At 40.7% G+C, this 13,278-nt stretch carries 10 protein-coding genes; 8 read left to right on the top strand and 2 right to left on the bottom strand.

The window, feature by feature from the left end; all coding sequences use genetic code 11:
- Positions 1 to 8 precede the first annotated feature (8 nt).
- The 8 genes from citD (at position 9) to icd (ending at position 11,016) form a co-directional block, all read left to right on the top strand.
- Positions 9 to 317, top strand: a complete 309-nt coding sequence (gene citD, locus ABH902_RS06815; protein ID WP_404589821.1) for a citrate lyase acyl carrier protein — start codon at positions 9 to 11, stop codon at positions 315 to 317.
- Entirely contained in the window at positions 305 to 1,192 is an 888-nt protein-coding gene (gene citE / locus ABH902_RS06820; protein ID WP_404589823.1) for a citrate (pro-3S)-lyase subunit beta, read from the top strand. Before citD ends, citE begins: the two co-directional genes overlap by 13 nt.
- A gap of 1 nt (position 1,193) precedes the next feature.
- Positions 1,194 to 2,723, top strand: a complete 1,530-nt coding sequence (gene citF, locus ABH902_RS06825; protein WP_404589825.1) for a citrate lyase subunit alpha — start codon at positions 1,194 to 1,196, stop codon at positions 2,721 to 2,723.
- Positions 2,716 to 3,258 carry a citrate lyase holo-[acyl-carrier protein] synthase gene (gene citX / locus ABH902_RS06830; RefSeq protein WP_404589826.1) on the top strand — a complete coding sequence of 181 codons (543 nt, stop codon included), beginning with the start codon at positions 2,716 to 2,718 and terminating at the stop codon, positions 3,256 to 3,258. Before citF ends, citX begins: the two co-directional genes overlap by 8 nt.
- The gene (locus tag ABH902_RS06835) at positions 3,255 to 4,646 is read left to right on the top strand and encodes an oxaloacetate decarboxylase subunit alpha (RefSeq protein WP_404589827.1); all 1,392 of its coding nucleotides are present in this window, start codon (positions 3,255 to 3,257) and stop codon (positions 4,644 to 4,646) included. The genes citX and ABH902_RS06835 overlap by 4 nt, the downstream gene beginning before the upstream one ends.
- A 615-nt stretch (positions 4,647 to 5,261) precedes the next feature.
- Positions 5,262 to 7,964 (top strand): aconitate hydratase AcnA, encoded by a 2,703-nt coding sequence (gene acnA / locus ABH902_RS06840; protein ID WP_404589844.1) that lies wholly within the window; start codon positions 5,262 to 5,264, stop codon positions 7,962 to 7,964.
- A 632-nt stretch (positions 7,965 to 8,596) separates the two neighbouring features.
- Positions 8,597 to 9,742 (top strand): citrate synthase, encoded by a 1,146-nt coding sequence (locus ABH902_RS06845; protein WP_404589828.1) that lies wholly within the window; start codon positions 8,597 to 8,599, stop codon positions 9,740 to 9,742.
- Entirely contained in the window at positions 9,739 to 11,016 is a 1,278-nt protein-coding gene (gene icd, locus ABH902_RS06850) for an NADP-dependent isocitrate dehydrogenase (protein ID WP_404589830.1), read from the top strand. The genes ABH902_RS06845 and icd overlap by 4 nt, the downstream gene beginning before the upstream one ends.
- A gap of 63 nt (positions 11,017 to 11,079) precedes the next feature.
- Here the strand turns inward: icd and ABH902_RS06855 are convergent, their stop codons facing one another.
- Together ABH902_RS06855 and ABH902_RS06860 are read right to left on the bottom strand one after the other, a co-directional pair.
- Positions 11,080 to 11,280, bottom strand: a complete 201-nt coding sequence (locus ABH902_RS06855) for a cold-shock protein (protein WP_010760878.1) — start codon at positions 11,278 to 11,280, stop codon at positions 11,080 to 11,082.
- A gap of 464 nt (positions 11,281 to 11,744) precedes the next feature.
- Complete coding sequence (locus ABH902_RS06860) at positions 11,745 to 12,875, bottom strand: hypothetical protein (RefSeq protein ID WP_404589831.1); 1,131 nt, start codon at positions 12,873 to 12,875, stop codon at positions 11,745 to 11,747.
- Positions 12,876 to 13,278: the final 403 nt, after the last annotated feature.

The following is a 13,278-nucleotide window of genomic DNA, read 5'->3' on the forward strand; positions in this document are numbered from 1 at the left end:
TGGATATTTTGGAAATTAAGCAAAACGCATCCGCAGGGACCACGGAATCCAGTGATATTTTGATTATGATTGACCCGAACGAAGGAAATGGACTGCAGATTGACCTTGACAGCAGTGTAGCAAAGCAATTTGGACAGCAAATTCGAACCCTTATTCAAACGACTTTAGAAAAATTAGCAGTGACGGATGCCAAAGTGAAGGCGATAGACAAGGGAGCTTTGGATTGCACGATTGAAGCTAGAACTGTAGCTGCTGTTTATCGCGCTGCAAAAAAAGAAACAATTGACTGGCAGGTGATTCAATCATGGAACGTTTAAGAAGAACGATGATGTTTGTACCAGGTGCGAATGCTTCCATGCTACGTGATGCAACATTGTATGGAGCAGATTCGCTGATGTTTGACTTGGAGGATGCGGTTTCTTTAAAAGAAAAGGACAGCGCTCGTTTGCTGGTGTATAATGCCTTGCGCACCTTTGACTATTCTAAGGTAGAAACGGTGGTTCGTATCAACGGATTGGATACTGTCGGACATCAAGATATTGAAGCGATGGTTTTAGCTGGTGTTGATGTGATTCGTTTGCCAAAAACAGAAACAGCACAGGACATTGTGGCTGTTGCCGAAGTTATTACCGCAATGGAGCAAAAATATGGGATTGAAGTAGGCACAACCAAAATGATGGCTGCTATTGAATCGGCAGAAGGCGTTTTAAATGCACGGGAAATTGCCCAAGCCAGCGACCGTTTAATCGGGATCGCTTTAGGTGCAGAGGATTATGTGACCAACATGAAAACTCATCGTTATCCTGATGGACAGGAATTGTTTTTTGCTCGCAGCTTTATTTTACATTCTGCCAGAGCCGCAGGAATTGCTGCTATTGATACCGTATATTCAGATGTTGATAATTCCGAAGGCTTTTTAGCCGAAGTTGAGCTAATTAAACAGTTAGGTTTTGATGGAAAATCAGTGATTAATCCGCGCCAGATTCCTCTGGTAAATAGTGTTTATGAACCGACTGCCAAAGAAATTCAGCAGGCAAAAGAAGTGATCTGGGGGATTCGGGAGGCGGAAGCCAAAGGATCAGGCGTTATTTCTGTCAACGGCAAAATGGTAGATAAACCTATCGTCGAACGAGCACAGCGTGTAATTGCCTTAGCCATTGCAGCAAAATTAATTTCTGAGGAGGAAGTCTAAAATGAAAAATAATGTAGGCAAAGAAATTCCGAAAAATTATGCTGAACACTATGGTTTATTTTCAGGCGAATTCACGAATATCCATGAATACCAAGAAGCCAGCCGCAAAATTCAACCGGTTAGACCTAGAGACAGTAAGCTGGTAGGAAGCTTAAGAGAAGCCATTGAAAAAACAGGCTTAAAAGACGGTATGACAATTTCCTTTCATCATCATTTTCGGGAAGGGGATTTTGTCATGAACATGGTTTTAGCTGAAATTGCGGCGATGGGTATTAAAAATTTAACGATTGCGCCGAGCTCTATTGCCAATGTTCATGAACCGTTGATTGAGCATATTAAAAACGGTGTAGTGACAAACATTACCTCAAGTGGGCTGCGCGACAAGGTTGGTGCAGCGATTTCAGCCGGGATTATGGAAAATCCCGTCGTGATTCGCTCTCATGGCGGCAGAGCCCGAGCTATTGCAGCAGGAGATATTCATATTGATGTCGCGTTTTTGGGTGCGCCAAGTTCAGATGCTTACGGAAATGTTAATGGAACGAAAGGAAAAGCTACCTGCGGCTCTTTAGGCTATGCCATGATTGATGCTAAATATGCCGATCAAGTAGTGATTATTACAGATAGTTTGGTTCCTTATCCAAATACACCCATCAGCATTCCACAGACTGATGTTGATTTTGTTGTTGAAGTGGAAGCTATCGGCGATCCAGCCGGAATTGCCAAAGGAGCAACTCGCTTTACGAAAAATCCTAAAGAGCTATTGATTGCAGAATATGCAGCCAAGGTTATTACACATTCACCGTATTATAAAAACGGCTTTTCTTTTCAAACTGGGACAGGCGGTGCAGCACTTGCCGTTTCACGCTTTTTAAAAGAAGCGATGCTTAAAGACGGAATTACAGCAAGCTTTGCTTTGGGAGGGATTACCAATGCGATGGTTGACTTGCTGGAAGAAGGCTTAGTAGAAAAAATCATTGATGTCCAAGATTTCGATCATCCCTCTGCTGTTTCTTTGGGCGAAAATGCCGACCATTATGAGATTGATGCCAACATGTATGCGTCACCGTTCAGTAAGGGCTCTGTGATTAATCAATTAGATACCGCTATTCTTTCAGCGCTGGAAATCGATACGAATTTTAATGTAAACGTCATTACAGGTTCTGACGGGGTGATTCGCGGAGCCTCTGGCGGTCATTCCGATACAAGCGCGGCTTGTAAAATGAGCTTGGTTATTGCTCCTTTAATTCGTGGCAGAATTCCAACAATCGTGGAAGCAGTAAATACGGTGGTAACACCAGGCAGTAGCATTGATATTGTTGTAACCGAAGTAGGGATCGCTATTAATCCTGAACGGCAGGATTTACTGGAGCATTTTAAAGGGTTGGATGTGCCGCGGTGGACGATTCAAGAGCTGCAGGAGAAAGCTTACAGCATTGTAGGCCGACCGGATGCTATCGAATATGGTGAAAAGGTCGTCGCATTGATTGAATACCGCGACGGCACGCTGATTGATGTTGTGAAAAATGTCTAGCACACTTTTTAAAGGTACGCCAGTTGATTTATTAACCATGCTTGCTGCTCGCGAAAAGCGTGTCATGATGCAGGAAGAGCTTCTAGCCAACTATCCTAACTGTACTTTGTTAAGTGCGACGATGAATATTCCTGGTCCTGTAAAAACAAATGAGCAACTAAAAGCTGTCTTTTTAACTGTCATTGCTGCTATTAGGCAACAGCTTCCTCCTGAACAACAAGTTACTCAGATTGAGCGCGATTTAACAACAGGACCAGAATATTATCTAGTTGTTCGACAAACACCGATTGAGTTGAAACGACAAATGATTACTATAGAAGAACAGCATGAGTATGGCCGTTTGCTGGATTTGGATGTCGTGTACCTGAATCAACAAAAGCGGGGAACGCTTAGCCGAACCGCACTACATTATCCGCCGAGAAGCTGCTTTATTTGTAGTGAAAGCGCGAAAAGCTGCGGCCGACAAAGACGACATAGCATAGAAGCAATGCAGCAAGCCATCAGTCAACTCATTGAGAAAGGAAAGATGAAATGACCAAACAAATTCTGTTCACAGAAACCGTCTTAAGAGATGGACAACAGAGTCAAATTGCTACCCGCATGCCTACCAGCGAAATGCTGCCGATCATTCAAACCTTGGATGAGGCCGGCTATCATGCATTGGAAATGTGGGGCGGAGCAACCTTTGACGCCTGTATTCGTTTTTTGGAGGAAGACCCTTGGGAACGGTTACGCGCCATCCGCAAAGTAGTAAAACAAACCAAGCTGCAGATGCTTTTACGAGGACAAAACTTACTTGGCTATAAAAATTATGCCGACGATGTCGTCGAAGCATTTGTGCAAAAATCAATTGAAAATGGTATTGATATTATTCGTGTATTTGATGCCTTAAACGATACAAGAAATCTGCAAACCTCTATTGAAGCAACGAAAAAATACGGCGGACATTGTCAGCCGGCTATTTCGTATACAACCAGCGACTTTCATACCATTGATTATTTTGTTGGCCTAACAACAGAGCTGGAAAAAATGGGAGCCGACTCGATTTGTATTAAAGATATGGCTGGGATTCTGACACCGGATGATGCCTATCGTTTAGTAACTGAAATTAAAAACAAGATTCAAGTACCTTTAGAAGTTCATACTCATGCCACGAGCGGGATTGCTGAGATGACCTATTTAAAAGCTGTGGAAGCTGGAGCTGATATCATTGATACAGCAATTTCCTCCTTTTCCGGCGGAACCAGTCAGCCTGCCACCGAATCAATGGCTTTGGCGCTGGAAAATTTAGGCTATGACACGCATTTGAAGATGGAAAAAGTAGCAGAAGCTGCCGATTATTTCAATCCGCTTCGTGACAAGTACCGGGCAGCCGGTCTGTTAAATCCGAAAGTGAAAGATACCGAGCCTAAAACATTATTGTACAAAGTGCCGGGCGGAATGCTTTCCAATTTATTAAGCCAGCTAACTGAACAGGGACTGGCGGATAAATACGAAGAGGTCTTAAAAGAGGTGCCCAAGGTTCGTGCTGATTTAGGCTATCCGCCGTTAGTAACACCGCTATCTCAAATGGTGGGCACTCAAGCAGTAATGAACGTTATCAGCCAAGAACGCTATAAAATGGTGCCAAAAGAAATCAAAGACTATGTCAAAGGCTTATACGGTAAACCGCCAGTCGCTATTTCAAAAGAAATGACACAGCTGATTATTGGCGACGAAGAAGTGATTACCGTCAGACCTGCTGACTTATTGGCGCCGGAGCTGCCAACATATGAAGCGGAAATCAAAGAATATGCCAAATCAATCGAAGACGTGTTGATGTACGCCCTCTTCCCACAGCAAGGAAAAGATTTTCTAGGAAGAAGAGAAGACCGCTTTTATGATGTGCCTGTACAGGAAGTAAACGTGAGATTGGATATATAGGAATAAGAGAAGTCTATTCAACACTTGTTTTAACTATTGTAAATAATAACACTCTTTTATCAAAAAATACCTGAAAATGAAACATCCAAAAGGAAGACACGGATAAAGTCTATTACGATTTGTTCTGTGTTTTCTTTTCTTTTTTTCAGCAAAAACAAAAAAATATTGAATGACATGAAAACGGTAATTTAGTAATAATTTACCCCAATAGCACCCAAATAGATGTCAACTGCTTTTTTCGGCGATATCATATTTTAAATATGTGATTTTAATTAAAATAAAATGAGTGAATAATGGTTTTTAGCTAATTTTAAGACGAATTTGAACTTTAAATCAATAGAAACAGCGTTATATAAATAAAATTAACTTATAACATACTTATTACATAACAAAGTAAATTAAATTAACTTTTCTCATTAAGTAAAAGGTTTACATTTGTTAAAACTGCCGTTATAATAGCTGAAATCAGATGTTACATAGCGTCTAAAACATTTAATCGGCTTAGGAGCTTCATGGCTAAGAAGAATATAAAAAGTTGTTGTTAGAAAATATACCATCAATTATTTCGTTCTTAGCTAGCTCTGTTTAGCTTTCATCATTAGGAGGGATAATGTGATCACTGAAAAAAAATTACCAAAGAACTTTTTTAAGCTGCACGGGCAAACCTACTATTATTATTCGCTAGCTTCTTTAGAATCAGCGCAGCATTTATTTGTTGATAAGCTGCCGTTTAGCATTCGTGTGCTGTTGGAATCTTTACTGCGTCAGGAAAATGGTCAAGGGATTACGCAGGAGCATATCCAGCAGTTGGCGCAATGGTCTCCAAATCAGGAAAATAAAGGTGAGGTTCCTTTCAAGCCGGCGCGGGTCATTTTACAGGATTTTACTGGTGTGCCGGCAGTAGTTGATTTAGCTGCCTTACGCAAAACGATTGCTGATTTTGGCGGTGATCCGACCACTATTAATCCGGAAGTACCGGTTGATTTAGTGATTGATCATTCCGTTCAAGTAGATGTTGCTGGAGTCAAACAAGCCCTGCAGTTAAATATGAAAATGGAATTTCAGAGAAATCAGGAACGGTATCGCTTTTTAAGTTGGGCGCAAAAGGTTTTTGATAATTATCGGGTAGTGCCTCCGGCAACAGGAATTGTTCATCAGGTGAATATTGAATATTTAGCTTCCGTTGTCACGCAAAAAAAATTGACGGATGACTCAATTTTGCTTTACCCGGATACGCTGGTAGGCACAGATTCTCATACTACGATGGCGAATGCCTTAGGCGTTTTAGGCTGGGGCGTCGGCGGGATCGAAGCAGAAGCCAGCATGCTGGGGGAACCATCCTATTTCCCAATTCCGGAAGTAGTTGGGGTTCGTTTTGTTCATGCCTTATCCCAAGGCGCAACAGCGACTGATTTAGCGTTAAAAGTCACACAAGTGCTGCGGAAACAAAAGGTAGTAGGCAAATTTGTAGAATTTTTTGGTCCGGGCTTAGCGAGCTTAAGCTTGGCAGATCGAGCAACAGTAGCTAATATGGCACCTGAATATGGTGCGACCTGTGGCTTTTTCCCAGTGGATGATGAAACGCTGCGCTATCTGCGCTTAACCGGTCGTAATGAACAAGCAGTAGCCGTTGCCGAACGCTATTTAAAAGAAAATCAATTATTTTATGATCCACTAGAGGATGCAGAGCCAAACTATAGCAAGGTGATTGAAATCGATTTAAGTGAAATTGAAGCTAATTTAGCTGGTCCGAAAAGACCACAGGATTTGATTCCTTTATCCCAAATGAAAACAAGTTTTGCAGAGGCTGTTCAAGCGCCAAGCGGGCTGCAGGGCTTTGGTTTATCCAAGGAGCAATTAGAGCAAAAAGTTCCTTTGACGCTAGAAGATGAAATCCATGAATTAAAACCCGGAGCGTTAGCGATTGCGGCAATTACATCATGTACCAATACATCCAATCCCTTTGTTATGTTAAGTGCCGGATTGGTTGCGAAAAAAGCAACGCAACTAGGTTTAAAAGTGCCTAACTATGTAAAGACATCGTTAGCACCCGGTTCAAAAGTCGTAACGGCTTATCTTAAAAAAGCCGGTTTACTGCCTTATTTAGAACAGCTGGGCTTTCACTTAGTTGGCTACGGCTGTACGACTTGTATTGGGAATTCAGGCAATCTTAAGCCGGAAGTAGAAGCGGCCATTAAGGAAAATGATTTGCTAACAGCTGGCGTATTGAGCGGCAACCGCAATTTTGAAGGTCGGATTCATCCATTAGTCAAAGCCAATTATCTTGCTTCCCCGCCATTAGTTGTTTTGTACGCTTTAGCCGGTACGGTGGATCTGGATGTGTTGAATGAACCAATCGGTATTGGCAATAAGGGTAGACCAATTTATTTTGCAGATTTATGGCCGACAAGAGATGAAATTCAAGCATTGGTTGATGAATGTGTTACCCCTGAGCTGTATCAAGCAGAATATGCTAGAGTATTTAGTGATAATGAAGCTTGGAATCAGATCGAAACATCGGCGGAGCCTTTGTATGCTTGGGATGAAGCTTCAACGTACATTGCGAATCCTCCGTATTTTGATGGGATGACAAAAGAACGAACGACCAGAGAGCCTTTAAAAGATTTGGCTGTTTTGGCAAAATTTGGGGATTCGGTCACGACAGATCATATTTCTCCAGCCGGCAGTATTCAAAAAAATAGTCCTGCGGGTCAATATTTAGTAGAAAAAGGAGTGCCGATTCGTGAGTTTAATTCCTATGGTGCTCGACGTGGTCATCATGAAGTCATGATGAGAGGAACGCTGGCTAATATTCGGATTCGTAATCAGTTGGTGCCGGGAGTTGAAGGCGGAGTAACAGTCTTTGCCCCAACACAAGAAAAAATGCCGATCTATGATGCGGCCATGAAGTATCAGGAAGCAAGAACGAAGTTGGTTATTTTGGCGGGAGATGATTATGGCATGGGCTCTTCCAGAGACTGGGCGGCAAAAGGGGTCCAGCTGCTGGGAGTAGAAGCTGTAATCGCCAAAAGCTATGAACGGATTCACCGCTCAAATTTAGTCATGATGGGTGTCTTACCTTTACAGTTTCTACCGGGAGAAGATGCGGAGAGTTTAGGCTTAACAGGAACTGAACGCTTTGACATTGACATCGATGAAACAAAAGGCATATTGGATCATGTGACTGTAACTGCAAAAAAAGTGACTGGAGAAACGATCCAATTTGAAACCATTGTCCGTTTTGATTCGGCTGTTGATATTACGTATTACCAACACGGCGGCATTTTGCCGATGGTTATTCGGAAGAAACTGCTGTGAAACATAGCGAAATGAAATTGAGCTGATGATGACGGAATAAGACTTGCTGAGAATCACAGTGAAAGAAATTGAACTGATGATGAACAGTACAAGACTTGCTGGGAATCACAACGAAAGAAATGAGTTGATGATGAACAGTACAAGACTTTCGTAGAAAGTGTTGAACCTTGTCATTAGTTATCCAGCTGCACAGGCTAGCTCTTCGGAAAAAAGATAAATTGTGAATAAGGCAAAAAGCGCCTTAGTCTCAATTTCCTATTTTTCTGTCAGAGCTGGGCAAGCCTGTTCCGCTTTTGCTGAGAATCACAGTGAAAGAAATTGAACTGATGATGAACAGTACAAGACTTTCATAGAAAGTGTTGAACCTTGTCATTAGTTATCCAGCTGCATGAGCTGACTCCTCGGGAAAAAGATAAAAGTTGTTTGTGACAAAAAGCGTCACAATCATCTTTTCCTATTTTCCAGTCGGAATCGGGCAAGCTCATTCCGCTTTTACTGTTATCCAGCTGTGCAAATCAATCTTTAGGAAAATAGACAAATTGCCAGTGAAACAAAAAAACGTTTCAATGTCAATTTCCTAATTTTCTACAAGATTAAACGATTTGCTCCGCTTTTATTTAAGGAGGTATTGCATGGAGGTTCATAAGGGTTTAGATGGGGTCGTTGTTTCTGAGACGAAGATTAGTTCCATCGTAGAAAATCAATTGTTGTTTGCCGGTTATAACATCGATGATTTAGTTGCTGAAAATGTCCAATTCGAAGAAGTTATTTATCTTTTATGGTACTTAAAAATTCCAGCCGCGCATGAGCTCGAAGTGTTTAAACGTGATCTAGCCGCTGCTATGCCGATTTCTGATACTATTATTACCTGCTTGAAAATTCAAACGCGGCAAAATTTGCATCCGATGAGTGTTCTTCGTTCAACGATTTCTCTGTTAGGGGTTTTTGATCCGCAGGCTGAAGCAACGGATGAGCAATCTGCTTATCAGCAAAGTATTGCTTTGCAGGCGAAAATGCCGACAATTATCGCAGCTTATGCACGATTGAGAAAGGGCTTAGACCCGATTGCTCCAAGAGCTGATTTATCAATGGCTGCGAATTTTCTTTATATGCTGACAGGAGCAGAAGCTGATCCGCTTTTTGTAGCTGCAATGAATCAAGCGTTAGTGCTCCATGCCGATCATGATTTAAATGCCAGCACCTTTACCGCAAGAGTATGCGCTTCGACTTTATCGGATATTTATTCGTGTATCACAGGGGCGATTGGTTCTTTAAAAGGGCCATTGCACGGCGGGGCGAATGAACGAGTATTTGATATGCTAAGAGAAATTGATTCCGGCGATCTTGATGTAGAAGAATATTTAAATCAAAAGCTGGATCGCAAGGAAAAAGTCATGGGCTTCGGGCATCGGGTATACAAAACTGAAGATCCGCGCAAGAAGCATTTAAAAAAATTAGCGAAGGAATTAACTTCCTATACTCAAAAGGAACAATGGTATTTTCTATCTTGTCAGGTAGAACAGTATTTGAAGGAAAAGAAGGGGTTGATCCCGAATGTTGATTTTTATTCGGCAACGGTTTACCATTGCTTAGCGATTGACAGTGATTTGTTTACGTTAATTTTTGCGATGAGCCGGGTTTCTGGTTGGCTGGGACATATTTATGAACAGAAAAAAGAAGATTGTCTGATTCGGCCGCGTTCTCACTACATCGGTCCGAAGCATTTGGCATATCGTACAAAGAATGAAGAATTACGTTCAGGAGGAATGGAAGGATGAAAAAAGGGGAAAAAATTGTATTAGAAAATGGTCAGCTGGTAGTGCCGGACTTTCCGATAATTCCTTTTATTGAAGGAGATGGTATTGGTCCGGAAATTTGGCAGGCAGCGAAACAGGTATTTGATGCAGCGGTTCAAAAAGCATATCAGGGCAAACGGGCGATTGTCTGGCAAGAGGTTTTGGCTGGTGAGAAAGCCTTCAATGTTACGGGCGATTGGTTGCCGCCGGAAACCTTGACAGCGATTAAATCTCACTTAGTCGCGATTAAAGGGCCTTTAACAACGCCAATCGGTGAAGGCTTTCGTTCATTAAATGTGGCTTTGAGACAAGAGCTGGATTTGTATATCTGTTACCGTCCAGTTCGTTATTTTGACGGAGTACCTTCGCCGTTAAAGCATCCTGAAAAAACAGATATGGCAATTTTTCGGGAAAACACAGAAGATATTTATGCCGGAATAGAATTTTCAGCAGAAAGTCCGGAAGCAGAAAAAATCATCGCTTATTTAAAATCAGCCTTTGGGGTGAATAAGATCCGGTTTCCAAAAACGTCTGCGATTGGTATCAAACCAGTTTCTAAAGAAGGTACAGAGCGTTTAGTGCGGGGAGCGATTGAGCATGCCCTAAAGAATCAGCGGAAATCAGTAACGCTTGTTCATAAAGGCAACATTATGAAATTTACCGAGGGCGGCTTCAAAAAATGGGGCTATGCATTGGCTGAAAGAGAATTCGGCGATGTTATTTTCACTTGGGAACAGTATTTAAAAATTAAAGCAGAAGCAGGTAAAGCAGCTGCTGATCAGCAGCTAACAGAAGCAGAAAAGGCCGGTAAACTGATCATCAAAGATCGAATTGCGGATATTTTCCTGCAGGACATTTTATTGCATCCGGAGCAGTATGATGTTATTGCAACGTTGAATTTGAACGGTGATTATATTTCTGATGCATTGGCAGCGCAGGTGGGTGGTATTGGCATTGCGCCGGGAGCGAATCTGAATTTAGAAACAGGACATGGTATTTTTGAAGCGACTCATGGAACGGCACCTGAATTTGCTGGACTGAATCAGCTGAACCCTTCTTCCTTATTGCTGTCTGGTGCGCTGTTGTTTGATTATCTTGGCTGGACGGAAGTGAGTCAATTAATTGTGAAAAGTATTGAAACAGCCTTGGTAAATAAAACAGTAACCAAGGATTTCGCCGATCAGATGATGCAGGCAACCTTGTTAAGCTGCTCAGGCTTTGGAGAAGAATTAGTTCGCTTGATTGAAACTACTTAAAAAAGTAAAAACAACAAAAAAACCTGACGAGTAATCGTCAGGTTTTGAATTTACTAAGGTTAATTATGCTTTGTTAACGTTAGTAGCTTGAGGTCCGCGTTGGCCTTCTTCAACGTCGAAAGTCACTGCTTGACCTTCTTCTAAAGTTTTGAATCCGTCGCCTTGGATAGCTGAGAAATGTACGAATACATCGTTACCGTTTTCTGCAGTGATAAATCCAAAACCTTTGTCTGAGTTAAACCATTTTACTGTACCTGTTTCCATAATAAAAATCCTCCTTGTGTATATACACGTATTTTGCAATTACTTGAAAGGTGAAAATGTGGAAGATGTTTATTTGAAACAGCTACACATATATTACCGAACAAAAACTACATTCTTATAATAGCACATTTTCTGCTATTTGACTAGTCTTATCTCTACGAAATATAAAAATTTGTTAAGAAAGGAAGATTAATTGTCATAAAAATTTTATTTCTGTTATAGTATAGAGGTATTAAGCATTAGATATGAAAGTAATGGCAACATTATGTTGTTGAAATCTATTCCGAAGGCGCAGTCTTGGAACTGCATAGATTTGAAAGTAGGATGGGTTCAAATTGTTTAGATGAGAATAAGGTTGTTTTTACTAATAGGAAATTTCACATGGTTTATAACTAAAAAAATATTTAATTTACTTAATTAAAGAGCCGTTCAACGCGAAGTTGAACGGCTCTTGTCCATTTCGTTTAATAACGCAAAATTGCTACCAGCGTTTTTTCATCAGGAGCAGCTTGCTGATCAAGAATAAAAACTTTACCGCCTGTCCGCAGCACATTATTCGTCACTTGATTTAAGACTTTACGCCGATCGAATTCTTCGTTGGACATCTCGGTTGTCTCATTGACTAAATTAGCTGTTGAAATGAATAAATGTGAGATTTTTCCTTCTTCTGAAGCAGGAGCAATATCCACGAGCTGATCAACAAATTTTCTATCTAATAACTGATTATATGCAGCGACTTCCTGTTCTTCTAATTCCTGATTAATTTTTAAGGCGCCTTTTTTTATATCTTGAAGAGAAGCCTGAGCAGGGGAAGCCGTTACACAAACAGTTGGGTCAAGATAAGGATTTTTAGCAATTTTTTTGAATACTGTTTGATTTTCTGTTAATGCATATAAGCGAATCGGTAGTTTATCGCTGTTCACGAAGGTATCTTTTAAATAATTATCAATAGCCTGATAGTAATTAATCCAGTCGATTTTGACTTCTTCATCTTTGGTATTCACGCCATGATAAGCGACGCCTTCCTTCGAACCACCGTTAAAGCCGGAGCCGCCTTGAGTAGAATAATTAAGATTACCGCCAGTCAATTCGTCACCTAAGGCAGTGACTACATCCGTTGGGGCATCCTTGGGTAGAGAAACAGGTTTCACTTGATTGTTTTCTACTAGGTAAAGCTGCATGGAGTCACGATTTAAAGCGAGCAAATAATAATGATAATTGAATTGATTATTTTTAATTATCCCTAGCAAATAAGGTTGATCATCGACATAATATTGGTCATCTACGGGAACCTCCAACCGATGAATAAAAATATCTGTTTCACTAATAATGATTGAAACACTTTTTGTGCCATTACGCCAAAATGAAGCATCTGCAAGTAACGCATCAATTTTTTCTTGGATGGCTGTCCAAGAATGCTTCGGATATTTTTTTTCAAAGCGAATTTTAGCTGCTTTGGCAAAATTTTTGAGCGCCAATGAGTCTTTTTCAACATCTTGATGAGCGACATGCGTATTTAAGATAAATGTGACAAAAGGACCTTGTACATCGTCAGAGAATAGAACAGCTAAGTTGTCTTTTTCTTGATCTACCATAATACATTCCTCCTAAAAATTAAAAGCTGAATGAGCGCTTACTTCCAAAAAAACTCAGTAGAATTTTTTGAAAGCGTTGTGTTGAAATGTTTCTTCCTATTACTAAAAGTGTAGCACAGGGATAAGAATGTTGGAACTGATAAGGTTTGCTGGAAAATGGCGATAGTGGCTAGGAGGCTATGTTGCTATATGAGTTTTTCCTCATAGTTTTTTTAGAAAATCCAAAATGACTATTCATGTGCATTTTAGAGTGTCTTGTTACTATATTAACATGCCAATTATCCCGAATTGGTTTTTCATACTTACTCCTACCAAGAGTAAATAACAACCTTCATTTCCACCACAGACGACGGTCGTGGTGGTTTTTTTTATTTAATCACTTGTTGTATTTAAAGGATTTATG

This window comes from Enterococcus sp. UD-01 (assembly GCF_044909655.1).
Taxonomy (GTDB): Bacteria; Bacillota; Bacilli; order Lactobacillales; family Enterococcaceae; genus Enterococcus_L.